The following is a 17,320-nucleotide window of genomic DNA, read 5'->3' as shown; positions in this document are numbered from 1 at the left end:
GCACGCGGCACAGCACGCGCGGGGCGTTACGACACGGTCGAGGGCAGCACCTGCACATCCGCCGCCCGCACCCACGCGACGCGGTGCCCGAACTGGATCTCGTAGTACACGTCCTTGCCCTTGACCACCCTGTGCGACGACGTGTCGAACGTGGGGGAGTAGAAGTACTCGCCCGTGGTCGTCCCGCCCGTCGCGTAGCGCTGGCCCGCCAAGAGCTTGTACGGAAGCGGCGAGATCGCCTGCGGCGTCATGCCCGACGGGTAGGCCTCCTTCTCCGGGTAGGCCCGCCCGTACACCGGGACCTCGCTCGCGCCCGGCTTCGGCGTCACCACAAGTCCCTTGGCCGGTACGGCAGTCGGCTGCGCGGCCGGATTCTTGAACCACGCCTTCTGGCCCAGGTACCAGATGGCCGTCCAGTCGCCCTTGCGCTCCGCGACCGCGTACTGCTGGCCCGCCGAGACCCGCGACGCCATGTCGTTGACGTCGATCGTCGAGGGGTCGCCATTGGGACGCAGCCCGATGTCCTTGATCAGCGGGGCGTCCTCGCTGGGCTCCGCGTAGAGGCGCACGGCGCTCGAACCGTGCGGCGCGCAGGCCACGCCCGCCTTCTCGCAGCCCGTGAACTCCGGCTGGTTCTCGGCGAATTCGGGCGCGACGGTCACGAGACCGCCGTTCGGCCCCGCCGTCTGGTGGAACGGCTTGCCCATCAGGGCGAAGTAGTGCGCCCAGTCCCAGTACGGACCCGGGTCCGTGTGCATCGACTTGATGGTCGACGTCGTCGGGCCCGGCACCGTGTCATGCCCCAGGATGTGCTGCCGGTCCAGCGGGATGCCGTACTTCTTGGAGAGGTACTTCACCAGGCGCGCCGACGACCGGTACATCTCCTCCGTGTACCAGGAGTCCGGCTGCGCGAGGAAACCCTCGTGCTCCAGGCCGATCGACTTCGCGTTGACGTACCAGTTGCCCGCGTGCCAGCCGACGTCCTTGTTCTTGATGGACTGCACGATGTGCCCGTCCGTCGAGCGCAGCGAATAGTGCCACGCCAGATACGTCTTGTCCTGGACCAGCTTGAGCGTCTGCTCCCACGTCGCCTCCGTGTCGTGGATGACGATGTAGTCGATGCTCTGGTCCTTCGGCCGGTCCGCGAGATCGTGGTTGCCGTAGTCGCCGTCGCCGAACTCCTCGTACGGCGCCGGGATCCACTCGCAGGACACCGTCTTCGGGCACTCGGTCCCGGACGCGTCCGTCTTGCGCAGACCCATCTTCTCGATCTGCGCGGCCTGCGGTTCGGCGTCAGGACGGGCGCGCAGGGTGACCTGCTGGCCGGCGTCCGTGGTGCGCCGCTCGCCGTCGCGGATCACCGCGAACACATCGTTCGCGTACGTGCCCGCCGTCGCGGCGTCGTCCGCGCCGGAGAACTTCGCGACCGCCGCGTACCAGTCGGCGGGCCGGTCGCTGAGCGGCTTGCCGAGCTTCTTCTGGGCGGCCGCGAGGAGGGCGGCGCCGCCCCGCACATTCGCCGCCGGATCGCCGCGCAACTGCTCCGCGGGCAGGCCCGTGAGCTGGGCGGCACGCGGCAACGTCCGCAACCGAGCCGGGAGTTGAGAGTTCTTCGGCACGGCCTCCGAGGCCTTGAGCGGTGCCCGGGAGTCGTCGCCGCGCGGGTCGCCCGCCGCCTCGCTGTGCCGCGTGGCGTTCGCGAGCGCGGCGCGCGCGTCCGTCAAGTGCATGGGGCCGTAGCCGCCGGTGACACTCGGCGCCCCTCCGTGCGCGTCCCACCGCGACTGAAGGTAGGACACACCGAGGAGCACGCTCTGCGGCACGTGGTACTCGGTGGCCGCCGAAGCGAACGCCCCTTGCAGTCGGCCCGAAGGGGCCTCGGCCGAGGCGCCGGGCGGAGCCGCGCCGAGCAACGGCAGCAACAGCGCCGCCACCCCGAGGGTGCCGCCCGCCGCCAAGGCGCGTCTGTGGGTGAAGGTACGGCTGGACCAATGCAACGGGTGCCTCCTGGGAACGCCGGGATCACAAGGGAACGCGGTACGCGCGGGCCGATGGTGGGTCAGTGGTATCGGCTCGCGGACGATCCGTCAATCATGCGTCGGACCACCGGAATTCCACCGGATTTCCCAAGTCAGCGGGCGTGTGAGGAGGTTTCCGCGGCGGTGGTGCCACCGCCTGCGGTGCGTCACTGGTGTGAACCAATGAGGGCGCACACGAAAATCCGCGGTACGCCCCGAAAGCTCCGGACGTACCGCGGATCCCGTCCCCGTCAGCGAGTGCCGACTGCCGCTCGCACCGCCTTGCGGGCCATATTGCAGTCGTCGTGCAGGCGGCGCAGCAACAGCCGCTGCTCCTCACCGGACGGCGCAGCACCGGCGTGGGCCTGTACAGACGGTGCCGCCGGGGTCTGTTCGTGCAGGGAACGCTGCACGGCCGTCTCGTACGTACGGATCTCCCGTGTCAGTACGAGCATCAGGTTGACCAGGAACGCGTCGCGTGCCGCGGGCCCGCCGGACTGCGCGAGCTGACTGATCTGGCGCCGCGCCACCGGGGCGTCACCGAGCACCGACCAGAGCGTCGCCAGATCGTAGCCCGGCAGGTACCAGCCCGCGTGCTCCCAGTCCACCAGCACCGGGCCGGTGGGAGCCAGTAGCACGTTCGACAACAGGGCGTCGCCGTGGCAGAACTGGCCCATGCCGCCGCGGCCCGCGGTGTGCGCGATCCCGTGCAGCAGCTTCTGCAGGTCGCCCATGTCCCGGTCCGTGAGCAGGCCCAGGTCATGGAAGCGATTGATCCGTGCCGCGTAGTCCAGTGGCGCGTCGAAGGTGCCCGCCGGCGGCCGCCACTGGTTGATCCGGCAGATCGCACCGAGCGCGGCGCGCAGGTCCGCCCGCGGCGGAGCCTCGGCCGGGTGGCGCTGCAGGGCCGCCACCCGGCCGGGCGTCCGCTCGATCACCAGCGTGCCGTTGTCGGGGTCCGCGGCGATGAGCCGGGGCACCCGCACCGGGGGCCGGTGTCGGACGAACGAGCGGTATGCGGCTATCTCGTGCCGGATACGCGCGGTGTAGGCGGGGGCGTGGTCCAGTAAACACTTCGCGACGGCGGTGCTGCGCCCTGTCGTACCGACGAGCAGCACGGAGCGCTGGGACCGGCGGAGCACCTGCACCGGATGGAACTCCGGGCAGATCCGGTGCACCGACGCGATCGCCGTGCGCAGCTGGGCGCCCTGAGGGCCGGACAAGTCGAGTCTCCCGCTGAGCGGTTGCGTGCCGAGCCCCGGGGCGCGACGCGGCCGGGCGATGCCGTTCAGCGTCGGGGCCGCGGGCCGCGCGGGGTCGAGGTACGGGCCGCTTCCGCCGACCGCCGGACGGGCGGGGCGCAGCGGCCGGGGCGGGGCGGACACGGAGGACGATGCTGCGTACATGGGCGAAACAGATCCCTTCGTGTGCCAGTGAGTTGCTGCGCCGCCGCGGCCCGGCCGATTCGGTACACCCTGGGGAATGCCCTGTGGCGACCGGGTCGGGGTGGCGCACTACTACCTGACACCAGGCGCCCAAGAGCACAACAGCTGGCGCACCCTGGCGAACCCTGGCGAATAGTCGCCCTGCAACTGACAGAGGGCTACTGTCAATTTCAGCCGAGAACCTGGGGGCTTACGTGAACGGACAACCCAACACCCGCCTGAACGACCTGTTCGGCCTGGCCGGCTGGTCCAAGGGCGAACTTGCGAGACTGGTCAACCGGCAGTCCGCGGCCATGGGCCACGCACAGCTGGCGACCGACACCTCGCGGGTGCGGCGGTGGATCGACATGGGAGAGATCCCGCGCGATCCGGTGCCGAGGGTGCTGGCGGCGCTGTTCACCGAGCGACTCGGCCGTGTCGTGACCATCGAGGACCTCGGTCTCGTCCGACACGGGCGCGTAGGGAAGCGGCAAGGCGGCGGCCTGGAGAATCAAGGCCCCGACGGAGTGCCGTGGGCGCCCGAGCGGACAGCGGCGGTCCTCACCGAATTCACGGGAATGGACCTCATGCTCAACCGACGCGGCTTGGTGGGCGCGGGTGCCGCGCTCGCCGCAGGCTCCGCACTCAGCAGCGCCATGCACGACTGGCTCCACACCGATCCGGCCCTCGTGGCCGATGCTCCAAGGACCGACGATCCACTGTCTCCGGCCAACGCCGACGCGGCCGGGTTCGATCGCTACGAGGCCGCCCCCATCGGGTCCCAGGAGATCGAGGAACTGGAGCGCTCGGTCGAGGTGTTCCGGGCCTGGGACGCATCCCGCGGCGGCGGGTTGCAGCGCAAGGCGGTCGTGGGCCAGCTCAACGAAGTGGGCGGAATGCTCTCCTACCGCCACCCCGACCATCTCCAGCGGCGCCTGTGGGGCGTCGCCGCCAATCTCGCCGTCCTCGCGGGCTGGATGTCCCACGACGTCGGCCTGGAACCCACGGCGCAGAAGTACTTCGTCATCGCCGCGCACGCCGCGCGCGAGGGCGGGGACCGGCCGCGCGCCGGGGAGGCCCTGTCGCGGGCCGCCCGCCAGAAGATCCACCTCGGTTCGCCGGGCGAGGCGCTCGACCTGATGAAGCTCGCCAAGTCCGGCTCCGGTGACCAGGTGTTGCCGCGCACGAAGGCGATGCTCTACACCATCGAGGCCTGGGCACAGGCATCCTTGGGCAAGGGCCAGGCGATGCGTCGCACCCTCGGCCAGGCGGAGGAGCTCTTCGTCTCCGACCGGGGCGATGTGCCGCCGCCGACCTGGATGCAGATGTTCGACGAGGCGGACCTGCACGGTATGCAGGCGCTCGCCTACCGCACCCTCGCGGAGCACGAGCCGGCCGCCGCCGTCATCGCGCAGCGCCACGCCCAGCAGGCGCTGGATCTGCGCGCGGGAGGCCGGGACCGGTCGAAGATCTTCGACCACCTGTCGATGGCCTCGGCCTGCTTCATCGCCGACGACCCCGAACAGGCGGACAGGTACGCGCGGTTGGCGCTCAACTCGATGGGTTCCAACTCCTCGCACCGCACCTGGGACCGGCTGCGCGAGATGTACCGGCTCACCGGCCAGTACGCGGACTACCCGAAGATCGACGACCTGCGTCAGGAGATCAAGCTGGCACTGCCGAGGCCGGCGGGGAAGCGGGTCCAGGCGTAGGCGTAACCCGTCAGGAACCGATCCTGGCGACGAGAACACAGGCGTCGTCCTCACGCTCGCCCTGACCGAACTCGTCCTGGAGTACACGCACGACGTCCTGTGCGTCACGGGCCGCGGTCAGCGGCTCCGCCAGCGCGAGCAGTCGGCCGACGGAGGCGGTCGAGCCACGCCGTGGCACGAGCCCGTCCGTGTGCAGGAGCAGCAGATCTCCGGCGCGCAGCGGCTCTTCGGCCTGCCCGTAGACGGCGCCGGACGTGGTGCCGAGGAGGACGCCGTCGGGTGGCGTGAGCGCACGCCCCGTTCCGTCGCGGAAGAGCAGCGGGGCGGGGTGTCCCGCCTGCGCCCACGCCAGCGTGCGGCCCGCCGGGTCGTACTGGCAGCACAGGGCGCTGCCGAGGGCGGGCTGCACGGACGAGTCGAGGAGGTGGTTGAGGGAGCCGAGCAGCTCGCCGGGCGGGGTGTCGCACATCGCCATGCCGCGGACCGCGCCGAGCAGCATCGCCATCCCGGAGGTGACGGCCACGCCGTGTCCGGTGAGATCGCCGACGGTCAACAGGGTGCGGCCGCCGGGCAGTTCGAGTGCGTCGTACCAGTCGCCGCCGATGAGGTTGCCGACGGAGGAGGGGAAGTAGTGGGCCGCCAGATCGAGGCCGCCGGGGCCGCTGTGCGGGAGCCGCAGGGAGCCACGCCACGGCGGTAGCACGGCTTCCTGCAGCTCGACCGCGAGCCGGTGCTCGGTCTGCGCGATGTGCCGTTGGCGCTGGAGCGAGTCACGGGTCTCACTCACCGCGCGCTGGCTGCGCCGCAGTTCACTGACGTCGCGTACGACCGCCCACATCGAGGCGGTCGCGCCGTCGGCGTCGAGCACGGGCTCGCCCATCATGTGCACCGTGCGCACGGATCCGTCCGGGCGTACGACGCGGAACTCCCCGTCGATCGGCTTGCCGTCGATCAGGCAGTCGGTGACCATCGCGGTCAGCCTCGGCTGGTCGTCGGCGTGCACCAGGGCGGGCAGCTCGTCGAGCGTGAGCGCGGGTGCGGCGGGGTCCCTGCCGAGGATCTGGTACAGCTCGCCGGACCAGGTGGCCTCGTCGGTCAGCAGATTCCATTCGGCGCTGCCCACCCGGCTCAGGAGTGAGCCGGGTGGCGGCGTCGCGGTGGCCCGCTGGGGCGGCAGGTCCGCCAGGGGGGTCGGGCCCTCCCGCAGCTGTGCCAAGTGCCGGTCGAGGTCGCTGAGTTGGTGCACCGCCAGTTCGTACAGCGCGCGCTGCCAGCGGGACTCGGGGTCGGCCTCGTCCGTCATCACCGATTCGCGGCGCACCGCGTCGACGTCGCCGAGGAGGCGGCGTGTCTGCGAGATCAGCGCGTCGACGGCGCCACGCTCCGGCGGTTGGCCGGCGGGGCGGTCCGCGAAGGTATGGGGCGGCATGAGGAAACTCCGATGCGGGCACGGGTGCCAGGGCTGACGGAAGGACCGCTAAAGACTCTGGCACAGGCCGCGTTGCCTCGTAAGGGATTTGGCCATACACGATGCGGTGGTGCTTATGGCATATGCCCTTGTCCTTCAGGGGGACTCTTTCGTGCGCCTCGTTCGAACGCACGGACGGGGATGGCGTATGCCGTGTTCATACGTCCGATGATGCCTGCCCCACCGATCGGCGTAGCCAAACCTACGTACGCAGCCAGGCCGCCGTGTCGCCCGGCAGCCGCCCGTCTTCGTCGAGCGGGTCGCTGGTCAGGAGCGCCTCCACGTGGGGCGGAAGAAGCACGGGCTCCGTGTCGAGGTTCACGACGCACACGAGGCCGTGCCCACGGGCGAACGCGAGTACCCCTTCGGGCGCGTTCAACCATGTCAACTCGGCGCCACGAAAGCCCGGTTGGCATGCCCGGAGGTGCAGTGCGCTCCGGTACAGCGAGAGCATCGAGCGCGGGTCGTCCTCCTGTCGCTCGGCGGCGTACGTCCCCCAGTCCTGCGGCTGCGGCAGCCAGGCCTCGCCCGAGTCCCCGAAGCCGTACGTCGCTCCGCGCTCGGTCCACGGCAGAGGCACGCGGCAGCCGTCGCGGCCGGGGTCGACGCCGCCCGACCGGGCGTGCATCGGATCCTGGATGTGCGCGCGGTCGACCTCCACCTCGGGCAGGCCCAACTCCTCGCCCTGGTACAGGTACACGGAGCCGGGCAGGGCGAGCGAGAGCAGCGCCGCGGCGCGCGCCCGGCGCTGGCCGAGCCCGGCGTCGGTGGGGGTGCCGAACCGTTTGGCGGCGAAGTCGAAGCGCGTGTCGGCGCGGCCGTAGCGGGTGACCGTGCGGGTCACGTCGTGGTTGCACAGCACCCAGGTCGCGGGCGCGCCCACCGGGGCATGGGAGGCGAGTGTGGCGTCGATGGACGCGCGCAGCTCGGCGGCGTCCCAGGGGCGGGCGAGGAAGTCGAAGTTGAAGGCGGTGTGCAGCTCGTCGGGGCGCAGGTAGCGGGCGAAGCGCTCGGGGTCGGGGACCCACAACTCGCCGATGAGGACACCGTCGTAGTCGTTCGCGACCGCGCGCCAGGAGCGGTAAACGGCGTGCAGTTCGTCGCGGTCGACATAGCCGCTCGTGTCGTCCTCGCCGGCCGCGTCGGCGAGGGCGGGGTCCTTGGCGAGCAGGGCCGCGGAGTCGACGCGTACGCCGGCCGCGCCCCGCTCGAACCAGAACCGCAGCACGTCCTCGTGCTCCTGGCGCACCGCCGGGTGCGCCCAGTTGAGGTCGGGCTGCTCCGGCGTGAACAGGTGCAGGTACCACTCGCCGTCCGGCACCCGAGTCCAGGTCGCGCCCGAGAACTGGGAGGGCCAGTTGTTCGGCGGCAGCTCACCGTGCTCGCCGCGCCCCGGCCTGAAGTGGAACAGCTCGCGCTCCGGGCTGCCCGGGCCCGCCGCCAACGCGGCCCGGAACCAGGGGTGTTGGTCGGACACATGGTTCGGCACGATGTCGACGATCACGCGGATGCCGAGGTCCCGCGCCTCCGCGATCAGCTTCTCGGCCTCGGCGAGGGTGCCGAACGCCGGGTCGATCGCCCGGTAGTCCGCCACGTCGTAGCCGCCGTCCGCGAGCGGCGAGCGGTACCAGGGCGTGAACCAGATGGCGTCCACCCCGAGCCGGGCCAGATACGGCAGGCGGGCCCGGACACCGGCGAGGTCGCCGGTGCCGTCGCCGTCGCCGTCGGCGAAGCTGCGGACGTACACCTGGTAGATGGCAGCACCGCGCCACCAGTCGTCGACCACCACGAAGGGTCCTTTCACGCAAGGGTGTTGGGAGTGCGGAGCGGGGCGGATCAGCCCTTGAGGCCGCCGGCGGTCAGTCCGCTCATGATGTTCCGCTGGAAGAGCAGGAAGAGGATCAGCGTCGGCACGGACGCGATGGTGAGCGCGGCGATCAGCTGGTTCTGCGGGACGCCGTTGGACAGCGAGTAGATGCCGACGTTCAGCGTCTGCTTCGCCGGGTCGGGCAGCGTCAGCATCGGCCACAGGAAGTCCTTCCACACGCCGACCACCGCGAAGATCGAGACGACGCCGAGGATCGGCAGGGAGATCGGCAGCACCACCGAGCGCAGCGTGCGCAGCGACGAGGCGCCGTCGATGGACGCCGCGTCGAGCAGCTCCCGAGGGATCGAGTCGAAGAACCGCTTGAGCAGGAAGATGTTGAAGGCGTTCGTGACGGACGGCAGCCAGATCGCCCACGGGCTGTTCAGCAGATTGCGCTGGAAGATCGGCACGTCGAGGACCGTCAGATACTGCGGAACGACGAGCACGGTCGCCGGGATCATCAGCGTCGCCAGCATCATGCCGAGGACGACGTTGCCGAAGACGGGACGCAGCTTGGACAGGGAGTACGCGGCGGCGACGTCGAGGACGAGCTGGAAGGCGAGCGCGCCGAGCGCGTAGTAGAGGGTGTTGAAGAGGAGCTTGGCGAGGTCCATCACGTGCCAGGCGTCCTGGTAGTTCTTCGGGTGCGTGCTGTGCGGCACCAGGGTCGGCGGGGATTGGACGATCTCCGCCGTCGTCTTGAGGCCGCCGGTCACCATCCAGTACAGCGGCCCGAGGAAGACCAGCGTGAACAGGGCCATGGTGAGGCCGAAGATTGTCCAATAGAGCAACTTGCCGCGTCGGCGGCCGAGTTGGGCGGGGGAGATCAGGGTGCGCGGGCGCATCGTGTCGGTTGCCATGATCGGGGCTCCCTCAGTCGTCCTGGCTGCGGCTCAGTCGTACGTACACCGCGGAGAACGCCGCGAGCAGGACGAGCAGGACGAGGCCGAGGGCCGCCGCGCCGCCGTAATTGTTGAAGTTGAAGGCGTACTGGTAGATGAGGTAGACGACGGTCGTCGTGGAGCCCTCGGGCCCCGCGCCGTTCGTCAGCAGGAACGGCTCGGTGAAGACCTGCATCGTCGCGATGATCTGCATCAGGAACATCAGTGAGAGGATCAGCCGCGTCTGCGGGATCGTCACGTGCCAGATCTTGCGCCACAGCCCCGCGCCGTCCAGCTCCGCGGCCTCGTACAGCTCGCCCGGGATGCCCTGGAGCGACGCGAGATAGATGAGCGTCGCGCCGCCCATGTTCATCCACGTCGCCGCGATGACGACGGACAGCATCGCGGTGTCGGTCGACTGGAGCCATTGCTGGTCCGGTATCCCGAAGACGCCGAGCACCCTGTTGAACAGGCCGTACCCGGGATCGTAGAAGTACTTGAACAGGAGCACCGAGGCGACCGGCGGCAGCATCACCGGGAGGTAGACGAGCATCCTCAAGTAGCCCTGGCCGTGCCGGAATTCATTGAGCAGGACCGCCACCAGGAATGGCACGGCGAAGCCCAGGAGCAGGGCCAGGGCGGTGAACAGGAGGGTGTTGCGCCAGGCCTGCCAGAAGGCCGGGTCGTTGAAGACGTACGTGAGGTTGGACCAGCCGGCCCAGGTGGTGCGGCCGTCCTTCGTCTTCTGGAAGGCCAGGAGGAACTCCCTGACCATCGGATACCAGGAGAAGAAGGAGAAGCAGAGCACCGCGCCGATCAGAAATCCGTGGGCGGAGAGATTGCGTTTCACGGAGCGCGCCAACGAGCCGTCACGCGAGGCGAGTTGGCGTTTTCGTGCGGGCGGTGCGGACTGCCGGGGCTTCACGGGCAGCGTCGGGGCCGACATGGGCACTCCTCGGATCGGCGACCAGGTACCGGTGGGGCGTCCTGCGTGCGGTGGGCGTCCTACTGGTTGGCCAGCACCTGGTTGACCTGCTGCTCGGCGGTGGCAAGGAGCTTGTCCACATCGGCGTTCTTGTTCGTCAGGACGCCCGACATCACGTTGTCGAGGACCTTGTAGACCTCCTGCGCCTTCGGCGGCTCCGCCTTGCCGGGCACCGGGTTCGCCATGAACGGCTCGAAGTTCTGTACGGGCATGGTGGCGTTGTCCGTCCGCGACCGGAGGTCGTCGGCCTTCACGGAGCCGGTGAAGAAGTTGGGCTGCGGCAGGCCGACCGGAAGCTTGTCCGCCTTCGTCCTCGCCCAGTCGAACTGGCCCTTGCCGGGGGTGAGCGTCTTGAAGTTCAGCCAGGCGATCGCGGCCTTGATCTTGTCGGGCGACGAGCCCTTCTTGATCATGTAGTCGTTGCCGCCGAAGAGCGTGGCCTTGCCGCCGGGGAGCGGGCCCATCCCGAAGTTGTCGTAGTCGGCGCCCAGTTGCTGCACCATGTACGTCACGTCGTCCGGCGCGGCGATGAACATGCCGAGCTTGTCCGACGCGATCTGCTTCTGCAGGTCGCCCCACTTCAGCAGCTGCGTCTTGCCCATGCTGTCGTCCGTCCAGCGCATGTCGTGCAGCTGCTTGGCGATCTGCTTGCCGGTGGCGTTGTTGAACGCGGCCTTCTTGCCGCCGAGAGAGACGACATCGCCGCCGAGCCCGTACATCGTCGCCGTGAAGTGCCAGCCGCCGGTGTTCTCCGCGCTGTACTCGCCGTACCCGGAGATTCCGCTCCCGAGCCCGGCGATCTTCTTCGCGGCGGTGCGCACCTCGGCCCAGGTCGTCGGCGGCTTGTCCGGGTCGAGGCCCGCCTGCTTGAACAGCTTGCGGTTGATGAGCAGGCCCATCGTGTAGTTGCTGGTGGGCAGGCCGTAGAGCTTGTTGTCCTTCTTCAGCGCGCCGAGCACGTTCGGGTCGATGGAGCCGAGCGCCGGGACGGTCTTCTTCGTGACGTACGGGGTGATGTCCTCGGCGCCGCCGTTGTCCAGCACCTGCTGGAGATCGGTGAAGTACGTGTAGAAGACGTCCGGTTGGGACTTCGCCTTGAGCGCGGCCGTGAACCGGGCCGGCTCCTCGCACTGCCCCGCGGTCGACTTCCCGTCGATCGTCACGTTCGGATACTTCTTGTTGAACGCCTTGACGTCCTCGATCCACTGCCGCCGCTCGGCCGCCTTCGCCTTCGGCGGCATGCAGTCGATGGTCAGCGAGACCTTGGCCTTCGGGTCGAGCGGGGCGCTGATGTCGGCCTTCGAACCGGCGCCCGCCCCACCGCCGTCGTCGGAACTGCTGGTGCCGCAGGCCGCGAGCGAGCCCAGGGCCAGGGCCGTGGCGATCGCCGCGGCGGACGTACGGAGGTCAGGGCGCGGCCAGGTGCTTCTCATCGGTGGGTCCCCTTCGGGCCTGAGCCTGTGCAGGCAGGAACGTGGAGGCCGGCGGCGTCACGGTCGGTGAGACCGGGGTGCCGGGGCGAGCCACACTCAAGCACCGCCACCAGTCGCGCGCAAGATGTCGCGCATCTTCCGCAAAGACTGAACAGGTGGCGTTCGTGAGGGAGTTGTCTCGTTCCTACGCGGCCGGAGCCGGCGGCGCCGTCGACCCGCGCACCACCAGTTCGGGCTCGAACAGCAGCTCACCGGGCGGCACCGAGCGGCCCTGGATCTGCGCGACCAGCAGCTCGACCGCGGCCCGCCCCATCGACTCGATCGGCTGGCGCACCGTGGTCAGCGGCGGCTCGGTGCAGTTCATGAACGCCGAGTCGTCGTAGCCGACCACCGATACGTCACCCGGCACGGAGAGCCCCGCGCGGCGGGCGGCCCGCACCGCGCCCAGCGCCAGGGGGTCGCTGGCGCAGATGATGCCGGTGATGCCGCGGGAGATGAGCCGGGTCGCCGCCGCGTGCCCGCCCTCCAGGGAGAACATCGCCCGCTCGACCGCCGCGCCCGGGAGCCTGCCCTCCAGGGCGCGGGCCGCGGTGAGTTTGCGCTGCGAAGGCATGTGGTCGTCGGGGCCGAGGACCAGGCCGATGCGCTCGTGGCCCAGCGAGGACAGATGCCGCCACGCCTGCTGCACGGCGACCGCGTCGTCGCACGCCACGCACGGGAAGCCGAGGCGCTCGATGGCGGCGTTGACGAGGACCACGGGAACCTGGCGCTCGGCGAGCCGCTGGTAGTGGCCGTGCTCGGCGTCCCCCTGCGCGAAGAGCCCGCCCGCGAACACCACGCCGGAGACCTGCTGTTGGAGCAGCAGCTCCACGTAGTCCGCCTCCGAGACGCCCCCCTTGGTCTGTGTGCACAGCACCGGGGTGAGGCCCTGCTGGGCGAGCGCGCCACCGATCACTTCCGCGAACGCGGGGAAGATCGGGTTCTGCAGCTCGGGGAGGACCAGGCCGACCAGGCGGGCCCGCTCGCCGCGCAGCTGGGTCGGCCGCTCGTAGCCGAGGACGTCGAGCGCGGTGAGCACCGACTGGCGCGTCGCCTCCGATACGCCCGGCTTGTTGTTGAGCACCCGGCTGACCGTGGCCTCGCTGACCCCGACCTTCTTCGCCACCTGAGCAAGTCTGCGCGTCATGGAGCGCAAGATTAGCGCAAGAACTTGCGTCCCGTTTGCGTGATGGGGACATCGGCCGAGGCCACGGTCGCCGGACAGGTCTCAGCCGAGCACCTTCTCCTTGACCAGCTCGAGAATCCGCCGGTCGTCCTCCGGACCAAGCCAGGCCTCCGGCGAGCCCGGGTAGGTGTCGAACAGGATGTGCGTCGCCCCGAACTCCTCGAGCGTCGCCACGTCCCGCTTGATCTGCTCGACGCTGCCGTGCCCGAGCACCCGGTCCTCGCTGTCCGGCACGTCGCCGATCATCAGCTGGACGCGCGGCGCGAACTCCGGCACGGGGCGGCCCGCCTTCTCGGCCTCCTCGGCGAGGCGCGGCAGTTGCGCGCGCAGCTTCGTCACCGTCGGCATGAACGGGTGCCAGGCCTCACCGAGCCGGCCGGCCCTGCGCAGCGCCGCGGGGGAGTCGCCGCCGACCCACACCGGAAGCCCCGGGGTGGACGAGGGCGCGGGGCCGGTGCGCACGTCCTCGAACTCCACGTACTTGCCCTTGAAGCTGACCGGGTCCTGGGTCCACGCGGCACGGATCGCGGTGAGGTATTCGTCGGTGATGGCGCCGCGCTCCTCGAACGGGACGCCGAGCACGCGGTACTCCTCCGCGGACCAGCCGACACCCGCGCCGAGTATGAATCCGCCGTCGGTCAACTGGTCGACGTTGGCGGCGAGGCGGGCCGTGTGCAGGGGGTGCCGGTAGGGGATGACGGTGATCGTCGTGCCGAGCGTGAGACCGGGCACGCGGCCCGCGAGGTGCGCGGCCAGGGTGAACTGGTCGTAGAACGGGGCCGGATACACCGCGTGCACATCCGGGGTGACCACGATGTGGTCGGAGATCATCGCGAAGGTGAAGCCGAGATCACGGGCGTCCGTGGCCTGACGCACCAGGTGCTCGGGGGTCATGCCGGAACCGAAGTTGAGGAGATTTACGCCGTATCGCATACGGCGAGTCTCGACGATCTTGAGGTCTCGCGTCGAATCGCCTTCGGGAATCCGGCGATTCCGTTCCCCGCACGACCGAGGACGGCCGGGTCCGCGTGGTCAGCTGTGCGGAACGACCGCGACCGGGCTGGTCACATGGTGCACCACCGAGTGCGCGGTGGAGCCCAGACGGGACGCGCCGGTCCGGCGCCCCACCACCGTGAGGCTCGCCCCCGTGGCCGCCTTGAGGAGATGGTGGCCCGGCTGCCCGTACAGGAGCCGCTCCACGACGCGCACCTCCGGATACTTCGTGCGCCAGGCCCGCACCACCTCCGTGAGGGACCGGCGCAGCCCCTCCTCCCGGCGCGCGGCATCACCCGGCATCGCCCCCTCCGGCTGGATGCCGCGCAGCGGCGGCAGCGTCCAGGCGTGCAGCGCGTGCAGCGGCGCGCCCCGCAGGGCCGCGGCCTCGAAGGCGTACGACAGCAGTTCGTCGGCGGGCGCTGTTACATCGAGCCCCACGACCACGGGGCGGAAGTCGGGGCCCTCCCGCTCGTCCTCCGGCAGCCCGCCGGCCCGCACCAGGACTACCGGGCGCCTCGCGCGCGCCGTGACCGCGAGGGCGACCGAGCCGACCAGGAACCCCGAGTAGCCGGTGAAGCCCCGCGAGCCGAGCACCAGGGTCTCCGACTCCTCGGCCGCCTCCAGCAGAGCGGCCACCGGCTGATCGGCGCGGCGCCGGGCGATGATCTCCAGGGCGGGGTGGGCGTACGAGAGCCGGAGCGCGACGACGTCGAGGACGCCGCGGTCGGGCAGATCGACGTCCGGAACCCGGGGCGCCGGCCGCTCCGTGCCCGCCGCCTGCACGAGCCGCAGCGGCAGCCGGCGGCGCAGTGCCTCGCGCGCCGCCCAGTCCGCGGCGTGCACGCTCTCGCGGGAGGCGTCCGTCCCGACGCTCAGTACGTGGCTGCTGGTCATGACGGGAACCTCTCCGTGGCGGTGACGCGGACGGTGTGCCTCCGGTGCGGGTTCCACGCCAAGCCGTGGTCACTCGTGTGGAGCACGGAAGGATCGAGTGCTCTCGGGCCCCGTTGCCCGGGACCTTCCCACCGGTCCCACCTGCGCGGGGAGAGGCGAACCGGCCCTCGGCGAGGGGCCGTTCGGCCCCTGTGCAGGACGGCCCGGGAGCGCGAGCGTGGCTTTACTCTGGCAGGGAGGTGACGATGACGACCTGCAAGAAGTTCAGGCAAGCCAAGGGCAACCCCCTGCGGCGCAGGTCGGACGCGGTCGAGGGATGGGCGGCGCTGCTTCTGGGACTGCTCGCGCTCCTGATGGCGCCCGCCTCCGGTGTCGCGGCCGGCTGGGCGGCCCATGCCGACGCCGCCGGGCACGCCCGCGCACAGATGGCGCAGCGGAAGGAGGTGCGCGCCAAGCTCGTCGAGGACGCCCCGGACCAGGTGCCGTCCCAGAGCGGTGTGCAGAACACGGTCACGTATCCGGTCAAGGTCCGCTGGACCGATGAAGGAAGAGGCGTCGTCGTGGCGAAGGCGCCCGTCGCCGCCGGGCTCGAACGGGGCGATCGCACCAGCGTCTGGCTCGACCGACAGGGCCGGGTCACCACCGAGCCCTGGGGCTCCGAGGCCGTCTGGGCCCGCGCGCTCACCGCGGCCTTCCTGGTCACGCTCACCACCGCGACCCTCGCCCTCCTCGCCCGCTGCCTGCTGCGCCGCGTCCTCGACCACCGCAGGCTCACGGCATGGGAGCGCGACTGGCGCAGAGTGGGGCCCGAGTGGAGCCGGCGACACGCGTAGCGCCAGGCCGCCACAGCGCAGGATGGGGGAGGCAGGCGTCGACACGGAGCGCCTGCTCAGGGACCCGACGGGCCCCTCTGAAGAGCCGACAGGGCCCCGCGACGGAGCCGTTCGGCCCCTGCCCTCGCGGGCGTCGACCCGGCATCGTCGAGGTATCGCAAGGACGCCGTCCGGAAGACGCGATGACGCCGCCAGGGCCCTGCCCCGCCGACAGCCGGGCCCCGGCGGCACCCTCCCGCTCCCGGCCGTCGCCCGAGCCCCGGAAGGAGTCCGTCCATGACCACCACGGCACCACGGATGAGTCAGACCCTGCCCGAGGAGTACCGCGGCCGGCTGATGCGCTTCGCCCGCGACGTGAACTTCCCGGAAGGCACCCGGCTCTTCGACGAGGGCTCCCGCGCCGACCGCTTCTGGATCCTGCGCAGCGGCACCGTCGCCCTCGACATGCGGGTGCCGGGCCGGCACGCACCCGTCGTCGAATACCTCGGCCACGGCGAACTCATCGGCTGGTCGTGGCTGTTCCCGCCCTACGTGTGGCAGCTCGGCGCGCGGGCCGAAACCCGGGTCAGGGCCCACGAGTTCGACGCCTTCACGGTCCGCCTCCTGTGCGCCTCCGACCCCGGCCTCGGCTCGTTCGTGGCCCAGTGGGTGGGCGGGGTCCTCGCCCACCGGCTCAGCGTCACCCGCACCCGGCTCCTCGACCTCTACGCCCCCTACGGATCGGGGGCCGCATAGCACGGACGAAGGGCCTCCAGGGCCGGGCGGACGGTACCGTTCGGCCCTGGCGGATCAGTCCGTCCGGCCTCAGGATCTAGACGGGTTCGTAACTCACGCGTCTGGGGAACTCCACATCCGAGGGGGCCGTATGCCACAGCCACGTACTTTCTCACCGGACCGGCCCATACGCATCCTGCTGCTCGACGACCACGAAGTGGTGCGGCGCGGACTGCGCGACCTCCTCGGAGCGGAACCCGACATGACCGTCGTCGGCGAGGCCGCCACCGCCGCGCAGGCGATCGCGCGGGGGCCCGCGCTCCGTCCCGACGTGGCCGTGCTCGACGTGCGCCTCCCGGACGGCGACGGCATCACCATCTGCCGCGAACTGCGCGTGCTCATCCCGGACGTGAGCTGTCTGATGCTGACGTCGTTCGACGACGATGATGCCCTGCTCGACGCCATCATGGCCGGCGCGGGCGGCTACGTACTGAAGCAGATCAAGGGCTCCGACCTGGTGTCCGCGGTGCGCACCGTCGCCGCGGGCGAGTCCATGCTCGACCCGGCGACGACGGCCCGGCTGATGCGCAGCCTGCGCGGCCCGGAGCAGGGGGGACCAGCCGCGCCGAACGCCGCGGGAGCGTCGGTGGCCGAGGGCGTCGAACTGACCGACCGGGAGCGGGACATCCTCGCGCTGGTGGGGGAGGGGCTCACCAACCGGCAGATCGGGCGGGAGCTCTTCCTCTCGGAGAAGACGGTGAAGAACAATATCTCGCGGCTGCTCGCCAAGCTGGGCGTGGAGCGCAGGATCCAGGCCGCCGTCATCGCGACGAAGCTGCCGCAGGACAGGCACCGGCTCTGACACCCGGG

The 17,320-nt window shown here is 70.7% G+C and carries 14 protein-coding genes; 4 read left to right on the top strand and 10 right to left on the bottom strand.

All coding sequences use genetic code 11. The features are described from left to right. Positions 1–26: 26 nt before the first annotated feature. Together ACP4E5_RS03300 and ACP4E5_RS03295 are read right to left on the bottom strand one after the other, a co-directional pair. The gene (locus tag ACP4E5_RS03300) at positions 27–1,997 is read right to left on the bottom strand and encodes an N-acetylmuramoyl-L-alanine amidase (RefSeq protein WP_425825171.1); all 1,971 of its coding nucleotides are present in this window, start codon (positions 1,995–1,997) and stop codon (positions 27–29) included. A gap of 272 nt (positions 1,998–2,269) precedes the next feature. Further along, positions 2,270–3,424: an aminoglycoside phosphotransferase family protein gene (locus ACP4E5_RS03295; protein ID WP_425825170.1), complete on the bottom strand. Its 1,155-nt coding sequence runs from the start codon at positions 3,422–3,424 to the stop codon at positions 2,270–2,272. Between the two features lie 233 nt (positions 3,425–3,657). On the opposite strand from ACP4E5_RS03295, the gene ACP4E5_RS03290 reads away from it, so the two are divergent. After that, positions 3,658–5,154, top strand: coding sequence for a DNA-binding protein NsdB (locus ACP4E5_RS03290; RefSeq protein WP_425825169.1), 1,497 nt, complete (start codon positions 3,658–3,660; stop codon positions 5,152–5,154). Between the two features lie 10 nt (positions 5,155–5,164). Here the strand turns inward: ACP4E5_RS03290 and ACP4E5_RS03285 are convergent, their stop codons facing one another. The 8 genes from ACP4E5_RS03285 to ACP4E5_RS03250 form a co-directional block, all read right to left on the bottom strand. Then, positions 5,165–6,583, bottom strand: coding sequence for a PP2C family protein-serine/threonine phosphatase (locus tag ACP4E5_RS03285; protein ID WP_425825168.1), 1,419 nt, complete (start codon positions 6,581–6,583; stop codon positions 5,165–5,167). A 241-nt stretch (positions 6,584–6,824) separates the two neighbouring features. Further along, a complete protein-coding gene (locus tag ACP4E5_RS03280; RefSeq protein ID WP_425825167.1) occupies positions 6,825–8,426 on the bottom strand; it encodes a glycoside hydrolase family 13 protein in 1,602 nt (533 codons plus the stop codon). Positions 8,427–8,458: 32 nt separating this feature from the next. Beyond that, entirely contained in the window at positions 8,459–9,334 is an 876-nt protein-coding gene (locus ACP4E5_RS03275) for a carbohydrate ABC transporter permease (RefSeq protein WP_425841047.1), read from the bottom strand. Between the two features lie 28 nt (positions 9,335–9,362). Continuing rightward, the gene (locus ACP4E5_RS03270) at positions 9,363–10,316 is read right to left on the bottom strand and encodes a carbohydrate ABC transporter permease (protein ID WP_425825166.1); all 954 of its coding nucleotides are present in this window, start codon (positions 10,314–10,316) and stop codon (positions 9,363–9,365) included. A gap of 59 nt (positions 10,317–10,375) precedes the next feature. Beyond that, on the bottom strand, positions 10,376–11,788 hold the full coding sequence (locus ACP4E5_RS03265; RefSeq protein ID WP_425825165.1) for an extracellular solute-binding protein: 1,413 nt from the start codon (positions 11,786–11,788) through the stop codon (positions 10,376–10,378). Positions 11,789–11,972: 184 nt separating this feature from the next. Then, positions 11,973–12,974, bottom strand: coding sequence for a LacI family DNA-binding transcriptional regulator (locus ACP4E5_RS03260; RefSeq protein WP_425825164.1), 1,002 nt, complete (start codon positions 12,972–12,974; stop codon positions 11,973–11,975). Between the two features lie 81 nt (positions 12,975–13,055). Further along, positions 13,056–13,946, bottom strand: a complete 891-nt coding sequence (locus tag ACP4E5_RS03255) for a TIGR03619 family F420-dependent LLM class oxidoreductase (protein ID WP_425825163.1) — start codon at positions 13,944–13,946, stop codon at positions 13,056–13,058. A 99-nt stretch (positions 13,947–14,045) separates the two neighbouring features. Further along, positions 14,046–14,903: a universal stress protein gene (locus ACP4E5_RS03250; RefSeq protein WP_425825162.1), complete on the bottom strand. Its 858-nt coding sequence runs from the start codon at positions 14,901–14,903 to the stop codon at positions 14,046–14,048. Between the two features lie 245 nt (positions 14,904–15,148). Here ACP4E5_RS03250 and ACP4E5_RS03245 point away from each other — a divergent pair, with 245 nt between their 5' ends. The 3 genes from ACP4E5_RS03245 (at position 15,149) to ACP4E5_RS03235 (ending at position 17,312) form a co-directional block, all read left to right on the top strand. Beyond that, positions 15,149–15,736: an Rv1733c family protein gene (locus tag ACP4E5_RS03245; RefSeq protein ID WP_425825161.1), complete on the top strand. Its 588-nt coding sequence runs from the start codon at positions 15,149–15,151 to the stop codon at positions 15,734–15,736. Between the two features lie 276 nt (positions 15,737–16,012). Then, positions 16,013–16,471, top strand: coding sequence for a Crp/Fnr family transcriptional regulator (locus ACP4E5_RS03240; RefSeq protein WP_425825160.1), 459 nt, complete (start codon positions 16,013–16,015; stop codon positions 16,469–16,471). Between the two features lie 130 nt (positions 16,472–16,601). Next, positions 16,602–17,312 (top strand): response regulator, encoded by a 711-nt coding sequence (locus ACP4E5_RS03235; protein WP_425825159.1) that lies wholly within the window; start codon positions 16,602–16,604, stop codon positions 17,310–17,312. Positions 17,313–17,320: the final 8 nt, after the last annotated feature.

Source organism: Streptomyces fractus (assembly GCF_049844455.1).
GTDB lineage: Bacteria > Actinomycetota > Actinomycetes > Streptomycetales > Streptomycetaceae > Streptomyces > Streptomyces fractus.
Note: the sequence above shows the minus strand (reverse complement) of the source record. Positions and strands in the feature narration are given on the sequence as shown.

Bases quoted from the DNA above. Each gene is read 5' to 3' on its own strand.
- ACP4E5_RS03295 (WP_425825170.1), bottom strand. From the start codon at position 3,424: ATGTACGCAGCATCGTCCTCCGTGTCCGCCCCGCCCCGGCCGCTGCGC.
- ACP4E5_RS03285 (WP_425825168.1), bottom strand. From the start codon at position 6,583: ATGCCGCCCCATACCTTCGCGGACCGCCCCGCCGGCCAACCGCCGGAG.
- ACP4E5_RS03275 (WP_425841047.1), bottom strand. From the start codon at position 9,334: ATGCGCCCGCGCACCCTGATCTCCCCCGCCCAACTCGGCCGCCGACGC.
- ACP4E5_RS03270 (WP_425825166.1), bottom strand. From the start codon at position 10,316: ATGTCGGCCCCGACGCTGCCCGTGAAGCCCCGGCAGTCCGCACCGCCC.
- ACP4E5_RS03265 (WP_425825165.1), bottom strand. From the start codon at position 11,788: ATGAGAAGCACCTGGCCGCGCCCTGACCTCCGTACGTCCGCCGCGGCG.
- ACP4E5_RS03260 (WP_425825164.1), bottom strand. From the start codon at position 12,974: ATGACGCGCAGACTTGCTCAGGTGGCGAAGAAGGTCGGGGTCAGCGAG.
- ACP4E5_RS03255 (WP_425825163.1), bottom strand. From the start codon at position 13,946: ATGCGATACGGCGTAAATCTCCTCAACTTCGGTTCCGGCATGACCCCC.
- ACP4E5_RS03250 (WP_425825162.1), bottom strand. From the start codon at position 14,903: ATGACCAGCAGCCACGTACTGAGCGTCGGGACGGACGCCTCCCGCGAG.
- ACP4E5_RS03245 (WP_425825161.1), top strand. From the start codon at position 15,149: ATGACGACCTGCAAGAAGTTCAGGCAAGCCAAGGGCAACCCCCTGCGG.
- ACP4E5_RS03240 (WP_425825160.1), top strand. From the start codon at position 16,013: ATGACCACCACGGCACCACGGATGAGTCAGACCCTGCCCGAGGAGTAC.
- ACP4E5_RS03235 (WP_425825159.1), top strand. From the start codon at position 16,602: ATGCCACAGCCACGTACTTTCTCACCGGACCGGCCCATACGCATCCTG.